Source organism: Vibrio sp. 10N.261.52.A1 (assembly GCF_002876325.1).
Classification (GTDB): Bacteria; Pseudomonadota; Gammaproteobacteria; order Enterobacterales; family Vibrionaceae; genus Vibrio; species Vibrio chagasii.
Genome location: NZ_MCYD01001369.1, coordinates 1 through 20753 on the forward strand (window position 1 = coordinate 1; position 20753 = coordinate 20753).

Genomic DNA, 20753 nt, shown 5'->3' on the forward strand with positions numbered 1-20753 from the left:
ACTTACAGAAAATTAAACGCGATTATGATTGTTTACTTTTAGAAGATGAAACTGCCCTCATCCTCTTGTTGCCGTTTTTTGCCGCTATATCAAGAAACATTATGCTTCGTACGAAAAAGCGGCAATTTTTGAAGTCATTCGCACGTATGGCATAGCACATAAGGCAAAGAATCGACTCCGTGGTATTTAGCAGTTCACCACTAAATACCGATCAATCATTAAATATAGTTAAACAAGGTTAGGTCTTTTGTTTTGCCAAACGCTTGCTGTGAAGCTTGCAGTGCTCGAGAGTTTTCATTGAATTCAATGATGGCTTTCGAGTAATCCAAATCTTCAAAGTTGCTTTTCGCTTTCGCCAAAGACAACTTAAAATCTTCATGCTGTTGCTCTTGAATATCTAATGTACTCAAACGGGCACCAACATCCGTTCTCGCTTTCGTTAAATGGATAAACGCAGCATGGAACTCTTCCGTCATTTGGTGCAGTTTTGCCGTTGCCGATGCATCGGACACTGGATTTTCTACCTGCTCTGCCGCTTCTTTGAACGTGTCAAAGATCGAGAATGTCTCTCTCGGCTCTAAGGTGATCGAATCGCCCTTAGTGACTTGTCCTTTAAACTGAATATTTAGCCCTTCGTAGACAATGCCAGTCGCAGGGTCAAAATCTTCAGCAGCAACCACAGCGCCATCTTTTTCAAGTTGGTACGCAAACTTACCAGTCTGCATATCAACAAAGGTTACTTTATAAGTAGAACCATCTTCTGCACTGTTTGTTGCACGACCAAGTAGTAATTCAGATGCGGGCTCAAGCTCGTATTGAGGCTCGTAATCACCGAATGGGTTATCTATTTCCATAAATAACTTACTGCCCGGATCATTCATCGCCATTTCAAAGCTACTCGCTACACGCATCTTTCGCTGATAGTCGTCACCTTGATACGTCACCGTTCCTTCGTTATCGCGAAAGAAGGGCTGACTTTTTGGCTTAGTACCAGCAAATGTGTAGTTACCAGACTCGTCTTGAGAGTTTGCTAAGTACAAAAAGTTATTCGCTAACTCTTGGATTTCACGCTTCTTCGCTAAACGGTCTTCAGGTGACAACGCGCCGTTGATCATTTCCATCACGGTTCGTTTTGCTTCATCAGCAAAGCCTTCCGAGTTAGCGATCATCACCTCATGGTGCTCAAGGCGGTTTCTAACCAGAGTAATAGCATCAACGTACTGTTTAAGCTGCTCTGATTGCTGACCAATATTCTGTAAATAGTGCGTCGCTAACGGGTCATCACTTGGCGACTGCAGCTTCTTACCCGAAGCGAGTTGCGCCTGGTTGTGATGCACCTTGTTCTCTTGACGGCGCAAGTCATTTTGTACGGACTGGTAGTTATGGAAGCTAGATATACGATTTAACATTTATACTTCCTACCTCAGAGCCAAAATAGTATTAAAGGTATCGTTAGCAGCTTGCATGATGCGTGAAGAAGCCATATACGCTTGTTGAAACTTCATCATGTTTGCCGCTTCTTCATCAAGGTTAACCCCTGAGATTGAAGCAATACGCTCCTGGGCTGACTGCTTTTCTAACGTCGCAATATCACTCAAGCGATTAGCCGTTGAAGACTTCAGACCCGTATTGGTATTCAGGTTGTGGTAAAGGTCTAAAATCGTAGACTCACCATCGTTCAAGATCTTGCCCGTTTGGAGATCTTGCAGCTTACGCAAGTTGCCATTGTCACCTTCTGATGGGACAAGGTTTGCCGTAAATTTGTCGTTTGCCAACGCGCCTGCCGTCAACTCGAAGGTCGTGCCGTTAATCGTCACTGGCCCTTGTGGCGGATACGGTTGAGGCTGCATTAAGATGTTGCCTTTTGGATCCGTCACCGCGAATTGCTCACCCTTGGGTGATACGATCACTTCAAACTCACGCAATTGGCCTGCCTCTAGGATTTTGAACCCAGCAGTACCCTTGGCAAACGTCGTCGATGCCTCATAGCTTTGTGCGGCAATGTCTTTTGGATCTGTGGTTGCCATATGAATCTGCGCGGCAAAATTACGCGTTGGACGCAGTAACAGCTTTTCACCAAGTTCAGGCGGATTACGAATTTCGACGCGCATACCATCAAGGTAAAATGCGTTGCCGCTCGAATCGGTACTCACTTTGACCGTTTCGCCACTTGGCTTGGTCACCACGTAATCACTACCATCGTATTTAAGACCGTACTCTCCACCTTTTAAGGCAGAAGTATCATCAATAAACACAGCGACATCCGCTTTGGATTGCCCACTTGCCGTCACACGAGATTTTGCCACCAGCTCAGAGTTCACATCGGTAAACAGGTTCTTACCCACATTGCCGTTGAGATCCAAGCCTTGCTCTTGAAGAGCATTAACCTTGTACGAAAACGCGGTTGCCAAGCGGCCGAGCTCATCCATGATTGCTGGGATGTGTTCGTCTCGCATGTCTAACATGGCACCGATTTTTCCATCAATGTCACTGCTGGTGATCGGCTTTAAAGACTTTCCTTCAACAATCGCCAAACGACGCTGGTGTGCATCAGGCAAACCGTCCACCATTTTTAGCTGGCTTGCCTCGCTGCCTGATACTAAGGTGTGGCCGTTACCAATATGGACATTGAAGCCTTCGGCATTTGAGCGTGGTGTCACCGTTACTTTGGTGTAACCAGAAAGCTCATTAATTAGCTTTTCATGCTGATCTCGCAGGTCGTTATGAGGCCCAGGAGTTCGCATCATCAGGCGTTGTACATCACGGATCTCGATCGCGAGTTGGTTGACTCGCTCGATACCCATATCTAATTTTTTATTCGTAGAATCAGACTGTTGACGAACCGTCTCATGAAATTCATTCAACGTTTTTGTGAGTAACCCAGCCTTCTCGATTACGACTTTTCGAGCACCAACGTCGTTCGGTGTATCGGCTAAGGTTTTAACCGAGTCAAACCATTCATTTAGGTTTTCTGGAATCTTCTTCGAAGCCACCGAAGACAACATGTTCGACAGCATGTCCAAGTTGCCTTGAGTGTCGCCTTTGTTGGCGGCATTGGTTGTCGATAGGTTAAGTTCATTGACGGCAAATTGGTCCCAAGAGCGGCGAACATTTTCCACATGCACACCCATGCCGTAGGTTTGACCACCGTACTGGCGCGGGTCATTAACACCTTGAATCACAGATTGGCGGCTATAGCCCTCTGTATTGGCGTTAGAAATGTTATGACCTGTGGTGTTTAGCTGTCTCTGAGCAGTAAGAACACTTTGTGCCCCTACATTCAGAAGATCCGACGCCATAATGCCCCCAAAAAACTTAACAAAATCAGGATAAACTGATTAACTACCAGTTTAAAAAGCAATATGTATGCCAATAGAGAGGAAGGTGAGTCAAAAGGCGTTAATTTATTGAAGTGTAAAGAGATAACTATATGTGGTGCTGTTGAATATTAAGCGGTAGATAAGAAAAGAGCCTGCCAGTGGCAAGCTCTAGATGTTCAATCGATTTGACCTAGTTCATCTCATCAATCTTAGCTTTGACTCGCAATACCTTATCAGCATAGTTAGGGTCGGTTGCGTAGCCTGCTTGATGAATCCCTTTGATGAAATTCTCTGAATTACCTTGGTGCTGCAGCGCCGTTTCGTACCTTGGGTTTTCGTTCAAGAACTTCACATAATCATTGAAGCTGTCTTCAAAACTAGAGTAAGAACGGAAAGAAGCGGATTCTTTAACGGCAGTTTTACCATGGAACTCGAGTGTTTGAGTCGCCACTTTATCGCCTTTCCAGCTTCTGTCTGCTTTGATGTTGAATAGGTTATTACTGTTGCCTAGAGAGTTCTTGACCATCTTAGAACCCCAGCCTGTTTCCAGTGCCGCTTGAGCCAATAATAGAGATGAGTCCACACCAAGCGCGCTTGCTGCTTTTTCTGCGTAAGGCTTCATTGAAGTCACAAACGATTCTGGTGAATCGAAAGATACCGGCTGTTTGGCTGCTGACGCAGATTGGATTTCTTGTGCTCTCTCATCTGAACGACCTGAGAATTGAGGTCTTTGCAATGAAGTATCAAAGCCTTCACTACGAACCTTATCTTCTGTCGCGTCGCTAGATTGGCCGGCGCTTAACTGTGCAACAATCATATCCGCAAGACCTAGCGAACCATTCGCACTGAGCTCACTCGCCATTTGATCATCTTGCATTTGGCGGTAGAACTGTTCGTTCTGGCTGTTCAACATATCCGATTTAAAGCTAGAGTTCGCATCGCGCATCGACTTAAACAACATTGAGGTGAAAATCGCTTCAAACTGTTTTGCCGCTGCGGTCAGTGCTTCTTTCTCACTGCCCTCTTCACCGTTTACTGCTTGTTGACGAAGACGGTCTAGGCTACCGATGTCATGAATAAAGCCGATGTCGTTGTTATTCTTAATCATGCTCTATTCCTTAGATAATGATCAGCTGGCCTTCAATCGCACCCGCTTGTTTCAGTGCTTGAAGGATTGCCATTAGATCAGAAGGTGCTGCGCCTACTTCGTTGACTGCGCGAACCAAATCATCCAGCGTTAAGCCCGGCTCAAACTTGAACATCTTGCCATCAGCTTCAGTGACTTCGATATCTGAATCAGGCACTACTACCGTTTGGCCACCAGAAAATGCATTCGGCTGGCTCACGTTTAAGTTTTCTTTAATCGCAACTGTCATACCACCGTGCGTTACCGCCGCCGCTTTTAAGCGCACGTGCTTACCAACGACAATGGTACCAGTACGAGAGTTAACGATGATTTTCGCTGAGCCTTCAGCTGGATCAAATTCAATGTTTTCGATTGCCGATAAGAAAGCCACACGTTGGCTGATTTCTCTAGGTGCACGCACTTTTACAGACGTCGCATCAACCGCTGACGCCATTTGTGGGCCCAAGAAATTATTAACTGCATCAGCCATACGCTGCGCTGTTGTGAAATCGGATTGGATTAGGTTGAATGTGATGTAGTCACCACGGCCGAATGGCGTTGGGATCTCTTGCTCTACTGTTGCACCACTAGAGATGATACCTACGTTAGGGTTATTACCGACAATCTTAGAACCATCGTTACCCTGAGCACTAAAGCCACTTACCACTAAGTTACCTTGCGCCACAGCATACACCTGACCATCAAGACCTTTTAGGAAGGTTTGTAGCAAGGTACCACCACGCAGGCTTTTTGCTGAGCCGATTGAAGATACGGTTACGTCAACTTCCTGACCTTGCTTAGAGAAAGCCGGCAGTTCAGCGGTAACAATTACTGCCGCTACGTTTTTGGTTTTTGGCTTAGTGCCAGGCGGCAATTGGATGCCAAAATTTTGCAGCATCGCGTTAAATGTTTGATCGGTAAAGGGAGTTGTCTCACCGGTACCCGGCAAGCCCGTGACCAAACCATAGCCGACAAGTTGGTTACTACGAACACCCGCCACTTTTGCCACGTCTTTAATACGCGCAGCATGGGCACTGGTGGCAAGAAATAGCATGCCGAATAGTACGAGTGTGAGTTTTTTCATTGAGTAACCTGTCTGTATTGCTTTAATTAATAATAACTTAGCGAAATATTGTTGAGTAACGCGGGCTGTCAGTATGTCGACGCTATCTCAAGCTCTACAGAGATACATTAAAGAATCGTGCCAAGAATCCAGGCTCTTGCATATCTTGTTGCACTCCGGTTCCTGAATACTGGATTCGTGCATTAGAAACACGATTTGAAGCGATGGTATTATCGAAATCAATATCGTCCGGACGGATGGTGCCACTTAGGCGGATGTACTCATCACCGGTGTTCAATGTCATCCATTTTTCACCACGCACCACAAGGTTACCGTTAGCGAGCACTTCAATCACTTCTACAGTAATGTAACCACTGATGCTGTTGCTCTGATTAGCAGACGCGTCACCTGCGAAAGTATTGGTGTTGCTTAGGTCGTACGAGAAGTTGTACTTGTCTATTGTTAACTCTTGACCACCAACAGCCAAAGGCTCCATTGATGAGTCATTCGACTTAGACATATCTGCATTGGCTTTTTTCGTCGCACGAGTATTTTCATCCAATGCCACAGTAATGATGTCACCAATACCGCGAGGCTTTGAATCATCGTACATGCTGCCAATATGGTTTACGTTGAATAGTGAACCGGTTGCCGCTGCATAATGCTCTGGCTTCTGTTTTGGATTAATTGGCGCCCATGCAGGATCACCGGCAATAGGGTCCGTTCGGCCGCGAAGCGTATCAACAATGCCTGAACTTTCTTGAGCCGATTTATCACCTTCTACCGCATCAACCACTGTGGTCGCGTTCTCTTCTGCTGGCGTCTCAATTGGATCCAATACAGAACAACCGCTCATAGATAAAAACAGGGCTAAACAAAAAATACGTTTCATGGCGATATACTCTCAGCAAGTCATGACGAACACGTCGATTAATACGAAACAAGTAAGCGGTGAATTAACCGATTACAGCTGTTGGTTAACAAAGCTCATCATCTTGTCTACCGACGAGATAACTTTCGAGTTCATTTCGTAAACACGTTGAGCTTCAATCATATTCACAAGCTCTTCGGTTACGTTTACGTTCGATGTTTCTAGCATCGACTGGCGGATATTACCTAGGCCATCGAAGCCAGGTACACCTTCTTGTGGGTCACCACTCGCACCTGTCGGCAAGTAAAGGTTTTGACCTACAGGCTCTAACCCCCCTGGGTTTACAAAATCAGTAATAGTGATTTGGCCTACAACAACGTTGTTTTGCTCACCACGGAGACGAACCGATACTTCACCGTCATTACCGACTGTCACTGAGATTGCATCCTCAGGGATAACGATTTCTGGTTGTAGCGGGTAACCTTGACCCGATGTCACGATTGCGCCGTCACCGTTCAGTGTGAATTGACCATTTCGGCTGTAACCTGTTTCACCATCTGGCATTTCAACTTGGAAGAAACCGTCGCCTTCAATCATCATATCTAGGCTGTTCGACGTAGTCTGCGCGTTACCGTGAGTGTGAACCTTTTGAGTCGCAACCACTTTAGAACCCGCACCTAGCATCAAACCACTTGGTAACTCAGTGTTCTGAGACGACTGACCGCCAGGCTGGTTAATATTCTGATAGAACAGATCTTCAAATACTGCACGGCTCTTTTTAAAACCAATCGTCGAGGCGTTAGCAAGGTTGTTTGAAATGGTTGAAATATTGGTTTGTTGGGCGTCTAAACCTGTTTTACTTACCCATAATGCTGGATGCATAGCAATTTCCTTTAAATTCTATTAGCTCATACGAAGCAGTGAATCAGACGACTTGTCCATTTCCTCTGCTGTGCTCATCATCTTGACCTGCATTTCAAACTGACGTTGTAAGTCAATTAGGCTGGTCATTTCACCTACAGCATTTACGTTACTGCCTTCGACCGCACCTTTTAGCAACGTTACCGCTGCATCGGCTTCGTATGCCTGATCTGGGTTTTTCGAACGGAATAGACCATTCGTATCTTTAAACAAACTTTGATTATCTGGACGTACAAGTTTAATACGATCAACAACCTCCAATTCCTCAGCTGGAGCGCCTTGAGGAATGACTGAGATCGTACCGTCTGTACCAATTTCGACTTTACTGATTGGGATTGGCAGTGTGATTGGCGCGTCATTTTCGCCCAATACCAAGTGACCACTGGCATTGGTCAACAAACCGTTTTGGTCAACCTTTAGGTTACCGTTACGTGTTAAGCCTTCGCGACCAGTGTTGTCCATTACCGAAATCCAACCATCACCTTGGATAGTGACATCAAGATCACGACCAGTGGTAACAACACTACCCTGCGCAAAATTATGTCCTGGACGTTCTGTCATGCTGAAAACACGAGTAGGCATACCTTCGCCATACGCTTGCATTGAACGCGCTTGTGCTAAATCAGCACGGAAACCCGTTGTACTTACGTTGGCAAGGTTGTTTGCACGTAGCTGCAAAGCTTGCATATTTTGCTTAGCGCCACTCATGGCAAGAAACAGTGCGCGATCCATAATTTTGCTCCAAAAATCATCTTCTGGGGCTAATAAAGCAAACACTGTGCCAATATTTTTAACTGTTATTTATCAACAATTTAAATGAAAAACAAACAAGAAAGGTGATCACAAAAGGATCATTGAGGAAGAATTGTTGCCAGTGGCATTACCGGGCGGCAATAAGGGCGGCAAATAAAAAAGCAAACAACAATACCCAATTCAATAACATTGAATTGGGTATTCACAGATGATTCAAACGTTAGAAACGATTAACGAATCTGAAGAATATTCTGTTGTAGTTGGTTGTGTACTTCTAGAGAACGAGAGTTCGCTTGGAAGTTACGTTGAGCAGAAATCAAATCAACCAATTCTTGAGTCATATCGATGTTCGACTGCTCCAGAGAGCCGTTGTTGATGCTACCAAATGAACCTTTGTTAGATTCGCCCCAGATTTTGTCACCTGAGTCGTTAGTAGAATCCCACTGGGTACCGCCTTTCTTATCCAGACCTTGCTCGTTTGGTACGCGTACTAGGCCAACACGACCAAGCATTACGTTTTCACCATTTGAGTAAGTACCTAGAACACTGCCGTACTCATCGAAATCGATTTTGGTTAAGAAACCTGTTGTTGCACCATCTTCATCAAACTTAGTCAGTTCAAACGGAGCCGCAAATTGGGTTGAAGAATCTAGACCAAACTTAAGCACTTGTGTTGGATCTGCACCGTTCAAGTCGATTGGGTTCGCACCAGCACCTAGTGGGTCCGAGTTTATCGGTTGACCACTGTTCAAGCTTGCTAACGTACCGTCATTGTTGAACTTCATTGTATGACCAACATGACCTTGAGCATTCGTTGCATCACCACCAGTAATGTTGAGTGGCTTCTCGCCAGTCTCATCAGTCATGGTGTAGTACGTCTGCCAAGTATTTGGTTGCGTCTGATCTTTGAGGTAGTAAGTCGTTAACTTGTAAGACTGGCCCATAGAATCGTATACCGTCGAAGACGTTGCACGGTTATAGGTATCAGCATCTTTGAAGTTAAATGCAGCCGGATCTTTAAGGTCACCGTTTGCGGGAAGGTTAACTCCTACTTCAATGTTTTCTGTCTGCTTTGGCTTACCAAATTCAGCTGGAATGTCGAGAGGCTTTGGCGCATAAGAAAGAACTTCACCCGAGTTTGGATCAACATCGTAACCTAAAAGAAACTCATCGTTAGCCGTAACCATGTAGTTGTCTTTGTTTAGGTGAAATGCACCATTACGAGTTAGTTCGTTAATCTCCGGCACCATACGGTCTTTCGCTACCGCAAAGAAACCAGTACCACTTACGCGTAGATCCATTGGGTTGTTTGTATAAATACTTGAACCTTCGTGGAACTGTTGCGCCACTTGGCTAGCTTGCGCACCACCACCTGACGTCGTTTTTGCGTTTGTGAACAACGAGTTTGAGTAAACATCACCAAACTCAGCACGAGACTCTTTAAAGCCAAATGTGTTTGCGTTCGCAATGTTGTTACTGGTTGTATTCAGGTCTAATTGTGCAGCGGATAGGCCGCTTAAAGCTACATATGACATTCCAATATTCTCCTAATCTATCTAGCTAGCATGTTCACTCATTTAGAGCTACGCTTTACCAACCTCTAGTACTTCAGCAAGTCGTACTGGCGATGTGAAACCAGCCAGATTGAGTAGTACGTTGCCATCACCCTTACCAAGAAGCACACTGTTCACGTTCGCATAGCTGGAAACTTGGAACTCTGTGTTCTCGCCATCCAGTAAACCCGACGCTTTCACGTTGTATTTACCGGCCGGCAATGGGTTACCGTCTTCGTCTTTTCCGTCCCATTCAACACGTGTATCGCCTGAAGGTTTAGAGCCAATATCAAAAGTGCGAACTAATTGGCCCACTTCGTTCTCAACACGGACCATAACGTTGTCCATCGCTTGAGGAAGCTTAACCATTGCCGCCATACCGCCATCACCTTGCTTTACACCTGCCGCACCAGGAACCAATACATCACGACCAACCAAAGAGGAGGCCTGCAGTGCTTGGTTAGAGGTCATCGATGAGTTCAAGCTTTCAAACTGTGAATTCATTTTGCCGATGCCATCAACGGTCGCAAATGAAGCCATTTGCGCAATCATCTGGTCATTGCTAACCGGCTTAAAAGGGTCTTGCTGTGCTAGTTGCTTAGTCAACAAAGATAAGAAATCTTCTTGCTTAAGATCCTGCTTACCAGTTGTTTCGTCGGGCTTCTTAGCGCCATCTTGAAGACTCTTCAGCTGGTCAACATAGGACAAGCCGCTTTGACCAACATTGTTGTTGATTCCAGCCATGTGCTACCTCCTTATCCTTATTGACCCATCTGCAGCGTACGCAGCAGCATTTGTTTACTCGAGTCAGCAACCTGTACGTTCGTTTGGTACGCACGTGATGCCGAAATCATATTTGCCATCTCTTCCATAACGTTCACGTTAGACTTGTAGATGAAGCCTTCGTTGTTCGCTAATGGGTGGTCTGGGTTGTACTCCGCGCTCAGCGGCTTATCGCTTTCTACGATACCTAATACTTTCACAGGCACAGTGTGGTCACTGTTGCGTGCTCGATTTAACTCAGCGCCGAACACTGCGTGGCGAGCTTTGTAAGTTTCTTTAGCAGAACTACTTACACTGTCCGCGTTTGCAAGGTTGCTCGAGGTCGTATTTAGACGAACAGATTCAGCACTCATCGCAGAACCAGTCACATTGAATACATTAAATAAGCTCATCTAATTATTCCCCTTTAATCGCTTTAGTTAAATTCTTGAACTTACTTCCTAGGAAGTCGAGAGAGGCTTGATGCCTAATTTGGTTTTGCATGAAAAGGTTTCTTTCCAAATCCAAATCAACCGTGTTGCCATCTCCTGTATCAGGTTGGGTAGGAATTCGATACTTCGTTTCCCCATTCACCGTCGTTTCGGCAGAAATGTGCCGACCGTCTGTGCGGCTAAGACCAATGCTTGCCCCAGAACTTGCCGCCTGCAGTGATTTCTTGAAGTCTAATCCCTTTGCTTTATACCCAGGCGTGTTTGCTTGCGCGATATTGGTGGAAAGCACCTCAGCGTTACGCTCACGTACACCAACTGTGTGCTGGTGAATGCCCAAAGCATTGTCAAAAGAAATAGCCATCTAAACCTCAACTCAAGAACTGACTGTTATGAAATAACCAAAGCAATATATATACCAACTTTTGAAACAAAGTGGTCTATTTATGCTTTTACAGGTTACTCGTGGGTAAACTTGCAATATACAAGCCAAAAAATAGAGTAAGTTGGAATGTCACTCTGACTTAAAGATATAGGTTAAGCCGGAAAAAGAAAACCCAGCACTTGGCTGGGTTTTAAAATTATTCAGTAATGTCACACCATATTTAGGTGGCGGCAATTACTTCAATTTGTAGATGATACCTGGGTTGCAACGAACCATTTCGAAGCGGTCCGTTAAACCAGTTAACGACTCAGACGCCCCCAGAAGCAAGTAACCACCCGGGTTCAGGCTGTTCGCCATTTGGTTAAGCACTTTAGATTTCATCTCTGGAGAGAAATAAATCAGTACGTTACGACAGAAAATAATGTCGAATTTACCCAGCAGTGCGTAACTGTCCATCAGGTTTTGAGGACGGAAGTTCACCATGCGCTTAACGTTGTCTTTTACTTTCATGCGGCCATCGCCTGCATCCTCAAAGAAAGTACGGCGACGCTCTGGAGAAAGACCACGACCTAAAGCAAGGTTGTCATACGCGCCAGTGCGGCACATATCCAACATGCTTGCAGAGATGTCCGTTGCGGTGATCGATACATTTGGCAGCATACCTGGCTTACGAGCTTGAGTTTCAAGCACCGTCATTGCCATTGAGTATGGTTCTTGGCCTGAAGAACTTGCCGCAGACCAAATCTTAATAGGACGTTTATTTGCCGCTATTTCCGGTAGAAGTTTATCCGCAAGCACTGCAAACGGGTAAGTATCTCGGAACCAAAGTGTCTCGTTCGTCGTCATAGCATCCACTGCTGCCACTCTCAACTCACGGTTTCGGCCCGTCACTACATCTCTCAATAAATCAGACAGCGAAGCTAGATTAAACTTTGCCACTAATGGGCTTAGGCGGCTGCGCACTAAGTACTGTTTGCTGTCACCTAATACAATGCCACATTGAGATTCTAAGAAACGGCTGAAATCGCGATACTCTTGATCACTTATTGTTATAGCAGTCATTAATGTCTCTTTTAGTTAGTTAAAGCAGCTTTAACGGCTGCACCAAGCTCATCAGGGTTGAATTTAGCAATGAAGGAGTTCGCTCCCACACGCTCAACCATGGCTTGGTTAAATACACCACTCAATGATGAGTGTAAAATTACGTATAAATCTTTTAGCTCAGCGTGACGGCGAATCTCAGCAGTCAGCGTATAGCCATCCATCTCTGGCATTTCAATATCCGAGATCACCAATGAGATCTGATCGTAAATGCTGCCCTCTGCTGACATCTGCATCAGTTTTTCGTAGGCTTCTTTACCATCTTTCACAGCAATCACTTCAAAGCCGATCGACTCAATAGCTCGTTGAACCTGTTTACGTGCAACGGTTGAATCATCAGCAATCAAGATGCGGCGAACGAGTTCTTTTTCTTGTTCTACTTCTGCGATTTCTTCGGCAATCTTGCTGTCCATAGTTTCATCAACAGGCGAAATTTCAGCTAGGATTTTTTCAACATCAAGAATTTCGACCAATTCATTGTCGATGTTGGTTACCGCTGTCAGGTAGTTCGCTTTACCAGCGCCATCTGGCGGCGGGAGAATCGATTCCCAGTGCATGTTGATAATGCGCTCTACTGAACTGACCAAGAAACCTTGAATGGTTCGGTTGAACTCAGAGATAACCACAAAACACTTTTCAACATCCGTTGTCGGACGGCCACCAATCGCTAAGCTCAGGTCGATCACAGAGATCGTTTGGCCACGAATGTGTGCGACACCTTTAACCAGTGGGTTCAAGTTTGGCATCTTCGTCAGCTTAGGGCATTGAAGCACTTCTTTTACTTTAAAGACATTAATGCCGTAACGCTGACGCCCCATTAGGCGAAAGGTTAGTAATTCTAATCGGTTTTGACCGACGAGTTGCGTACGCTGATTCACCGAATCAAGAATACCCGTCATGAGCTCATCTCCATATCAAACTTTTTTGTATAAAAAGTGTTAGTCTACTGCAGGCTACGAACCACCAGAGAAACGGAATGACGTATTATAAAACAAATTTGCCACCTCTTTCCATAGCAATGTGTAGAGCTACTTTTAAAACTGTCGCTAAGTTTATCGGCATTTTATCAATATTGTTTAGTTTTTTTGTGCAAGCTGCGACCCCAGAACAAATTGAGAAGATTCAGTCTGCGGCAGAGCAACACATTATTGATACCGTTGAGCAGCCACGAGGCGGCGAACTCTTTGTTAATTCAGCAAATGTTGACTCAAGAATCAAAGCAACAGACTGCCCGGTTCCTCTTGAGACAAGTGCCTCAACCACCACAAATACCCGCAGCAGTATTACGGTTTTAGTGCAATGTGTTCCTGATGAGTGGCGAGTTTATGTACCGGTACGTCTTTCGATGTCGGTGCCGCTTGTGACGACTACTCGAGCACTCGCGAGAGGCGAGATTGTCGGTCAATACGACGTGACAACCGCGATGATTTCTCTTAACAAATTCCGTCGCCAAGGCTTCACCGCTCCAGAGCAAGTTATCGGCGCCAAGGTAAAAAAGAACCTAAGGCCGGGTGACGTTGTCGAAAGGGGTGACATTTGTGTCGTATGTCGAAACGAGAAGGTTATCATACAGGCAGTAAAAGGTGGCATGACCATTACGACTAAAGGCACAGCGCTAACTGATGGCTCTATGGGTGATCAAGTAAGAGTGAAAAATGATAAATCACAGCGTATAATTGAAGGTATTGTTACCAACATGTCTGAAGTCACGGTTTACTTTTAACTCTCTACTTCTCAATTGGCGGTACCGTTAGCTATTTCGCTTTCGACTCTAGCATTGAAATACGTAGCTTCAGTGTTATATCCCTTTTCGACTAAAGAGCGAAAAATTGCTAAAGTAATCGAACCCTTGGTCGATATTGACTGTACAGGTTCCCATTTTTGAAGAAAAAGGCTTAACTATGGCAGGCATTGATAACATTCGTTCAGGGCAAACCCTAACGACCACTAACCGATCAGCAGTACGCTCTGATTCTAGTTCTGAGTCATCACGCTCTGATGTTTCAACTAAATCACCAGCGAGCAAAGATGCGGTTTCACTAAGCCAACAAGGCAAAGCGATCGGTCAACTCCACCAAGACATGGCAGCAAACCCAAGCTTTGACTCTGCAAAAGTTGCAGCAATCAAAGAAGCGATCGCGAACGGTTCATACACAGTTGACCCAGAAAAACTGGCCGACAATATGATGAAGTTCGAAAACGAATTAAAAGGTCTTTAAGTTCTCCCCTCTTGTACTGAGTGCTTAACTTAAGACACACAAGATTATTGATAGGTTACGTTATGGCGGCACTAGCAGATTTAGTTAATTTCCAACTTCAAAATGCCAAAGCCTTATCTGAGCTACTAAGTTCAGAGAAAACCGCTATTACAAGCCGACAATCGACAGATATTGAGCGAATTGCCAAGGAAAAAGTGGTCCTTGTCGAACAGCTAAGATCAACCGATCAACGCATCGCTGCCCATAGCAATATCTCAGAACTGACCGAGAATCCTGAACTTGCTCAGTTAGTCTCAACCATCAAGTCTATTGTGCACGATTGTCATCAAGCGAACCTGGTGAATGGCGAGGCCCTAAATCGAGCACACCTCAGCTTCAAAAAACTCAGCAACATGATGCAGCAAAGCCACGGCAAAATTGGCATGACTTACAACGCCGGCGGTCAAACGCACACTATTTCAACGTTGGGAACCAACGTAAAAGCTTAGTTAAGCTACACCTTTTCGATAACACCATTGTTTTTTCCTATCTGTATCTGTATCTGTATCTCAGCCTATCTATACTCCGACTCCAACCAAAAGACACACTCCTGAAAGTACGCCCATGAACACGATAAACAAAAAAGCGGCAAGTATTTTCATACTTGCCGCTTTCTCATTGGTATGAGTTATTAATTACCGATACACCATCTGGAAAGCGAATGGCAACCAATATCACTTATTCATTGATACTAGAACAGTGTTTGCTGTCTTTTCTCTGGTACCGCTTGAACTTCACCGTAGTTACGTAATTGATCCATCTTGCGGATATCCAACTGAAGCTCAGTCACATAGCTATCGCCAACTGGGTAACTGCGCACGACTTCTGCACCGCGGATAACCCCATCAACCGCACCTGATGTGCGCTCTGTACCAAGGCGTTGGTCTTCAAGTTCAGCACGGCCGCTGACTCGCATACCATAAACTTGTTCCGCAAGTTCACGATAGGCATCGATCTTAGAGGCTCTCATCGCACGGATGCGCTTTTCTTCGTCGTTGCGACCTTTTTGCTCACTGATACTCGCGTAACCAACAGCAACCAAGAAATCGTCTGGTCTCATGCTCTGCAAAGGCTGACAGCCAACAAGCAGTAAAGCAACAACCACAAATATTAACTTCTTCATCTCGAACTCCTAAGGGCGAAGAATAACAGTATAAGGCTGACTGATCGTTGGGTCAGAACGAATGATCACGCCATCTTGAGTTCGAATACTGTTCAGAGTATCGAGGTCACGGCCAATACGGTCTGCAGGCAAAAAGCCTTGTGCCGAAGCCACGACAATACGAGTTTGCATGCCCACCACTCGAGCATTAACAAGCACACCGCCCTCTTGGCGCAGCATAGTACCCGTTAGTACGTATTGAACGTCTTGCTCTTGAGCTAAGTCTTTCCAGTCACGGCTAATCGCAAAGTCACCTTGATGAGTCACTTGGATAGAACCCGTGGTTTTAAAATCGACCACCTTGAAGCCACGACGCTGAAACTGATGAATGAAACCTTCAGATACTGAATTACCAAGCCAGTTTGTTGTGTCCATGTGTTGCAGGTCAACAAACGAGGTGATCGCGATAGGCGTTCTTGCTGAGATACTGGTGTTCGACACGATCAAGTCTTCAGTCATGCTTTCAACGAAGAAATCCATGGTGTGACGAGGGCTGTCCATCAGCATGAACTGACTGCCGGCATACTCAGTCTTGCCGTTATAGATCGGCGAATAAGCGCATGATGTCAGCAACATGACACTCATTACTACGAGCCATTTTTTCATTCTCTAATCTCCAGATAGTTTTAGTGCTACCTGTTCCAATATGTTCTCGCCATTATTCTTTTCAATGGATTACAATGTTGGAACAGTCTTTGCTTTTCATTAATGGTTCAGATTAAGAAAAACGCACTTAAGTCAGCTTCAAGCTTATAGTTATTTGTTAAGCAATATTTATACCCAACTGGTAACGAATAGATGAAAAAAATAATTTCTTACTTATTTTCAATAGGTTCACTGATAATCATAAGCTTCAGTGCTCATGCCTCATGGTATGAAGTTACCGGTACCGCAACCATCGTCTCGTCAGAAGAGACGGCAAGGATCCACGCTCTGGAAGACGCGATCTATAAGGCCGTTCAGTTCTCGGGGGCTGACATTGGCAGTATTGCGAACCTGACGCCTTATCTCGATGGCAAGAAAAAGGAATACCAATTTACTAACCACGAAGTACGCTACATCTTGGTTGATAAAGAGAAGAAACGCGGTGGCAATTTAATGATCGCCGCAAGAGTCGACATCTACCCTTCGGCAAATGCTTGCCATGAGAGCCAATACAAGAAAACCTTCTTGGTGGGGAATATCGATGTCACCTCTCCACAACAAGCCGTGATGGGAAGAATCTACAACATCGGTGATGATTTCGGCCACGTGGTTGATAGGCAGCTAGCAAAAGAGTCTCGCAGCTTTGTTTCTGTCGGTACCACCAATTACGACATCGACAAACGTAAACCTGAAGTGATCAAGATGATCGCTCAAGACACGGGCGCGCAATACATTATCGGTGGTGACATTACCGATTTAACGGCAACCATCGAATCCAAGCTATTAAAAGATGACATCATCAACCGTCAGTTTGCATTAGAGATGCAAGTATTTGATGGTAAGACAGGTCATCAAATCTACACCCGTAGCTATCGTGAAGTGGCAAAGTGGCCATTTGCTAAAACCAGTGAAGTTGACACTCGCAGTGCTCGTTTCTGGGCATCGACCTACGGCAGCATGATGCTTCGTGTTAGCCGTAACATCATGTTGGACTTAGAGTCTGAAGTCTCTTGTAAGATCACGCTTCCTGAAGTTGCAGCCGTCTTCGGTAATACAGTGACCATTGATTTGGGCCGAATGCATGGTGTACAACAGGGTGACAAACTGCAGCTATGGCACACAGGTTCGTTTATCGACCAACGAGGTTTACCTCGCAATAAAGTCTCACAAAGCGATATCACACTGACCGTTTCTCGCGTCTACGAGAACGAAGCTGAACTGACGATTGATCAGCCAAGCCTGGCGGGAAGCATTCAAATTGGTGATGTGATGCAAAAAATCATGTAGTTAGCAGCACTCTAAACTCATAGTTTCTAATAAAGCCTTAGCACCTCTGTTAAGGCTTTAATTTTTTCATGGGTATTAGTTTCGGTTTTTACGTATTTGTCGTAACCTTACTAATAACATAATCATCATTTAGCAAGCTATGAGTCAGAATAATCTAATTGGTGCTACCGGCTATCGCTTTATTTCGAAAGGTAAGACCGCTTTTAAGATCCACATCCACACACCAGAAGACACGGTACTGCACCGGTCTGTCGGTTTTGTTCGTATGGGCGAAGAAAAAGCACTCAAGAAAACCATCAAATTGAGAGACGAGCTGGGTAAAGAGCTTTGGGGTAAGTTTTGGAAGAAGGTTCTCAAGGAGCCTTACCTAATGACGCGCCTTCCGCATAGTTTAGAGCCTAAGATTGTATTCAAGCCAAACCCAACACAAAGTGACCCTGAACATCGTGATGAGTGCTATATCGCCAAATGGCGCGTGTTCTCCGATAACGGCGATTACAAATACAAAACCAAGGTCTGCTCCATCAGAAAGCACGGTCGACTGGCCGCATACAGCCAAACTAAGCGCGCACTACTTGACGCTCACAAAGACGTGATTGATTTACTCATATTCATGGGACGCCTCAACAGCATCGACCTGAAGTAGCCTTAAATTCCAATCGGTTTACCTAGTGAGTCAGATACAAAAACAGCCGCATTTGCAGCTGTTTTTTTATTTTTGGAGCAATAAGATAGAACTATCACGATGGCAAAGCACTAAATAGACCATCTAGCTTCGGCAGATCTCTGCCAGTGTCGTCAATCGGCGTTTTGAATCTGTCACATAAGGATTGGTTTGATCCCATGCGTAGCCCGCTAAAATCGAGCACACCATTTGTTTAATTTTAGGGTTGGGATCCTGATAGAAAATCACATCCTGCAGAGTACCGGAGTACCAACCTTCAACGTACGTTCTGAAGGTGTTTACGCCAACCATCAGCGGGGCCGCGTATTCACGTTCCCAATCGACCGTCTCACCATTGAGCTGCTTTTCCACACACTCAACCGCAAACTGCGCCGACTTCATGGCAATCGTCACGCCTGACGAGAACACAGGATCAAGAAACTCACCAGCGTTACCCAGTAGTGCGTATTTGTCAGTTGCAAGGTGTTTAACGTTGGCAGAGTAACCACCGATTTCACCCGCAGGGTTTGGGTACTCAGCGTTTGCCAATATTTCAGCCAAACCCGGCTCTTCCATTGCCAATTGCTTAATCGCGGCAATCTTATCTTCAGGGTAAGACTCAAAGAACTTCGGCTCCCCTACCACACCAAATGAAGAAACACCGTTGCTAAACGGGATCAACCAATACCAGACATCAGGATTGGTTGGGTGCACAGAGATTAGGATTTTGTTTCGGTCATAATCTAGCTCAGTATCCACCTCAGCGATATGATCGTTAATATGCGTGAAAATAGCTTTTCGAGGTGGAAGTGATGATTTCTCTTCCAGATCAAGCATCTTCGGCAACACTCGACCAAAACCACTGCCATCCAAAACGTACTGTGCTTCGAGCTGATAGCTTTCTCCATCAAGTACTTGAACATCTAAAATAGTGCTGTCGTCGGTAAAATTAATGCCCGTCAACTCATGCTGGTAATCAATAGTGACACCTTGTGCCTCAGCAGTATCTGCAAGCACCTTATCAAAAGCACCACGTTGAACCTGAAAAGTGGTTCCCGGTCCAGTAGAGAACTTATCTTCAAAATTGAACGCGGTGTACACACCATTTTTACGAAATGCTGCGCCATCTTTGTATTGGAAGTTAGCCTTGGTCACCGCGTCGGTCATGCCTGCCTGTTCAATCACTTCCATGCAAGCGGGTAATAGGCTTTCACCAATTGAGAAGCGAGGGAACACGCTTTTTTCGATTACTCGAACATCGATGCCTTTTTTGTGCAATAAAGACGCGGCAATAGACCCTGATGGCCCAGCTCCGATGATCACTACTTGAGTAGACAGTTTTTTCATTAATTTAAGCCATGTTTGTTATGTGTTATTGCGCGCTAGCTTTCAATTCAAGAAGCGTATGACCAAGACCGATATCATCGGTGCGAGTGACCACTTCAAAGCCAGCTTCTTCAACTATCTCTAAGAAATCTTCACTGCAGTAAAAACGACTGTTGCCGTTTGCCAAGCAGGTAAAGTAAAGCGAAGTCGCGTTTAAGCTATACGAAGCTGCATCGTATTTCTGTGCATCCCAGAACAATTCAAGGATATAAACGGTCGCTTGTTCTGACATATGAGAGCGGACACGCTTTAAGATGCTAAGGATTTCCATTGGCGAGAAACAATCGAGGAATTGACTCATCCACCACACATCCGCACCCGTTGGCAGCGCTTGTTGCTTATCTAGCATGTTGGCCGGGAAAGGCGTCACTCTGTTTTGATGGCCATGTTGCTTAGCGTTCGCCATTGCCATTTCTAACTGCTGTGGCAAATCAACAATCGTGACTTCAACATCAGAATCATGGTTGCAACACTGCATTGCCCACTTACCGGTATTACCGCCAATATCCACCAGCGATTTAGGTGTCTTGCTGAAAACCTTCTCAAGCAAAACGGGGAATGAGCGATCAGAGTAGAAGTGATCAAACTTGAACCAGCTCTCTTTCGCTTTTTCAGGTAATTGAGACAAGCCTTGGTAGATCGTATCCCAATCCCCTAGCTCCTTCAAACCAGCAGGAGTGCCCTCTTCAATCGCTTCAGTGAGGTGCATCATCGCGGCATAACAAACATCGGCTGTGAAATCCATGTTTGCGTTAGTCATGCCATCATGCAACAGGTAGAAACCAAGGTTGGCTATCTTATAGTTAGGCTTTTCCCAAACAACAATATGAGCGCTAAGCGCCATATCAAGTAATACTTTCACACCATATTCAGATACACCTGTTATTTCTGAAATAGTCTCAGCAGGTAAGCCATCGCTCCCCGCATCATCGAGCGCTTTTAAAATACCTAAATCACGAAGTGTACGAGCAGTATGAAAAACAATAGGAGCAAAAGATAATTTTTGTGCTTCTGTTTTTGCTTCTAATGCATTGAATGGATCTAATT

At 45.1% G+C, this 20753-nt stretch carries 22 protein-coding genes; 5 read left to right on the forward strand and 17 right to left on the reverse strand.

Annotated features, from left to right (window positions below; genetic code table 11):
• Window positions 1-218: 218 nt before the first annotated feature.
• The 13 genes from flgL to BCT81_RS27910 form a co-directional block, all read right to left on the reverse strand.
• Window positions 219-1409 carry a flagellar hook-associated protein FlgL gene (gene flgL / locus BCT81_RS27850; protein WP_008218248.1) on the reverse strand — a complete coding sequence of 397 codons (1191 nt, stop codon included), beginning with the start codon at window positions 1407-1409 and terminating at the stop codon, window positions 219-221.
• A 9-nt stretch (window positions 1410-1418) separates the two neighbouring features.
• The gene (flgK, locus tag BCT81_RS27855) at window positions 1419-3299 is read right to left on the reverse strand and encodes a flagellar hook-associated protein FlgK (RefSeq protein ID WP_008218246.1); all 1881 of its coding nucleotides are present in this window, start codon (window positions 3297-3299) and stop codon (window positions 1419-1421) included.
• A gap of 211 nt (window positions 3300-3510) precedes the next feature.
• Complete coding sequence (flgJ, locus tag BCT81_RS27860) at window positions 3511-4428, reverse strand: flagellar assembly peptidoglycan hydrolase FlgJ (RefSeq protein ID WP_102426544.1); 918 nt, start codon at window positions 4426-4428, stop codon at window positions 3511-3513.
• 10 nt (window positions 4429-4438) lie between these two features.
• On the reverse strand, window positions 4439-5530 hold the full coding sequence (locus BCT81_RS27865; RefSeq protein ID WP_008218243.1) for a flagellar basal body P-ring protein FlgI: 1092 nt from the start codon (window positions 5528-5530) through the stop codon (window positions 4439-4441).
• A 94-nt stretch (window positions 5531-5624) separates the two neighbouring features.
• Entirely contained in the window at window positions 5625-6401 is a 777-nt protein-coding gene (gene flgH / locus BCT81_RS27870; protein ID WP_102426545.1) for a flagellar basal body L-ring protein FlgH, read from the reverse strand.
• Window positions 6402-6473: 72 nt separating this feature from the next.
• Window positions 6474-7262: a flagellar basal-body rod protein FlgG gene (gene flgG / locus BCT81_RS27875; protein WP_004739713.1), complete on the reverse strand. Its 789-nt coding sequence runs from the start codon at window positions 7260-7262 to the stop codon at window positions 6474-6476.
• A gap of 21 nt (window positions 7263-7283) precedes the next feature.
• The gene (locus BCT81_RS27880; protein WP_004739714.1) at window positions 7284-8033 is read right to left on the reverse strand and encodes a flagellar basal body rod protein FlgF; all 750 of its coding nucleotides are present in this window, start codon (window positions 8031-8033) and stop codon (window positions 7284-7286) included.
• Between the two features lie 251 nt (window positions 8034-8284).
• Window positions 8285-9589: a flagellar hook protein FlgE gene (gene flgE, locus BCT81_RS27885; RefSeq protein ID WP_008218239.1), complete on the reverse strand. Its 1305-nt coding sequence runs from the start codon at window positions 9587-9589 to the stop codon at window positions 8285-8287.
• A gap of 48 nt (window positions 9590-9637) precedes the next feature.
• Window positions 9638-10351, reverse strand: a complete 714-nt coding sequence (gene flgD / locus BCT81_RS27890; RefSeq protein WP_008218237.1) for a flagellar hook assembly protein FlgD — start codon at window positions 10349-10351, stop codon at window positions 9638-9640.
• A 17-nt stretch (window positions 10352-10368) separates the two neighbouring features.
• On the reverse strand, window positions 10369-10782 hold the full coding sequence (flgC, locus tag BCT81_RS27895) for a flagellar basal body rod protein FlgC (RefSeq protein WP_008218235.1): 414 nt from the start codon (window positions 10780-10782) through the stop codon (window positions 10369-10371).
• 4 nt (window positions 10783-10786) lie between these two features.
• Window positions 10787-11182, reverse strand: coding sequence for a flagellar basal body rod protein FlgB (gene flgB / locus BCT81_RS27900; protein WP_004739719.1), 396 nt, complete (start codon window positions 11180-11182; stop codon window positions 10787-10789).
• A 255-nt stretch (window positions 11183-11437) separates the two neighbouring features.
• Window positions 11438-12265 carry a protein-glutamate O-methyltransferase gene (locus BCT81_RS27905; RefSeq protein ID WP_008218231.1) on the reverse strand — a complete coding sequence of 276 codons (828 nt, stop codon included), beginning with the start codon at window positions 12263-12265 and terminating at the stop codon, window positions 11438-11440.
• Between the two features lie 11 nt (window positions 12266-12276).
• A complete protein-coding gene (locus tag BCT81_RS27910) occupies window positions 12277-13203 on the reverse strand; it encodes a chemotaxis protein CheV (RefSeq protein WP_004739721.1) in 927 nt (308 codons plus the stop codon).
• Between the two features lie 77 nt (window positions 13204-13280).
• Here BCT81_RS27910 and flgA point away from each other — a divergent pair, with 77 nt between their 5' ends.
• The 3 genes from flgA to flgN all read left to right on the forward strand — a co-directional run bounded on the left by flgA (window position 13281) and on the right by flgN (window position 15011).
• Complete coding sequence (gene flgA / locus BCT81_RS27915; RefSeq protein ID WP_102426546.1) at window positions 13281-14027, forward strand: flagellar basal body P-ring formation chaperone FlgA; 747 nt, start codon at window positions 13281-13283, stop codon at window positions 14025-14027.
• Window positions 14028-14205: 178 nt separating this feature from the next.
• Complete coding sequence (flgM, locus tag BCT81_RS27920) at window positions 14206-14523, forward strand: flagellar biosynthesis anti-sigma factor FlgM (RefSeq protein ID WP_061034108.1); 318 nt, start codon at window positions 14206-14208, stop codon at window positions 14521-14523.
• Between the two features lie 62 nt (window positions 14524-14585).
• Complete coding sequence (flgN, locus tag BCT81_RS27925; protein ID WP_004739725.1) at window positions 14586-15011, forward strand: flagellar export chaperone FlgN; 426 nt, start codon at window positions 14586-14588, stop codon at window positions 15009-15011.
• A 242-nt stretch (window positions 15012-15253) separates the two neighbouring features.
• Here flgN and flgP read toward each other — a convergent pair whose 3' ends face one another.
• Window positions 15254-15685 (reverse strand): flagellar assembly lipoprotein FlgP, encoded by a 432-nt coding sequence (gene flgP, locus BCT81_RS27930; protein WP_102426547.1) that lies wholly within the window; start codon window positions 15683-15685, stop codon window positions 15254-15256.
• 9 nt (window positions 15686-15694) lie between these two features.
• Window positions 15695-16330, reverse strand: a complete 636-nt coding sequence (locus BCT81_RS27935) for a FlgO family outer membrane protein (RefSeq protein WP_032498316.1) — start codon at window positions 16328-16330, stop codon at window positions 15695-15697.
• A 192-nt stretch (window positions 16331-16522) separates the two neighbouring features.
• Between BCT81_RS27935 and BCT81_RS27940 the strand changes: the two genes are divergently transcribed.
• Both BCT81_RS27940 and BCT81_RS27945 read left to right on the forward strand, forming a co-directional pair.
• Window positions 16523-17656, forward strand: coding sequence for a flagellar assembly protein FlgT (locus BCT81_RS27940; protein ID WP_102426548.1), 1134 nt, complete (start codon window positions 16523-16525; stop codon window positions 17654-17656).
• A gap of 139 nt (window positions 17657-17795) precedes the next feature.
• The gene (locus tag BCT81_RS27945; protein ID WP_102426549.1) at window positions 17796-18302 is read left to right on the forward strand and encodes a Fe3+-citrate ABC transporter substrate-binding protein; all 507 of its coding nucleotides are present in this window, start codon (window positions 17796-17798) and stop codon (window positions 18300-18302) included.
• Window positions 18303-18425: 123 nt separating this feature from the next.
• Here the strand turns inward: BCT81_RS27945 and BCT81_RS27950 are convergent, their stop codons facing one another.
• Window positions 18426-19667: an NAD(P)/FAD-dependent oxidoreductase gene (locus BCT81_RS27950; RefSeq protein WP_102426550.1), complete on the reverse strand. Its 1242-nt coding sequence runs from the start codon at window positions 19665-19667 to the stop codon at window positions 18426-18428.
• 25 nt (window positions 19668-19692) lie between these two features.
• Window positions 19693-20753: class I SAM-dependent methyltransferase (locus tag BCT81_RS27955; RefSeq protein ID WP_102426551.1), on the reverse strand; the 1061-nt coding region annotated here is incomplete at its 5' end.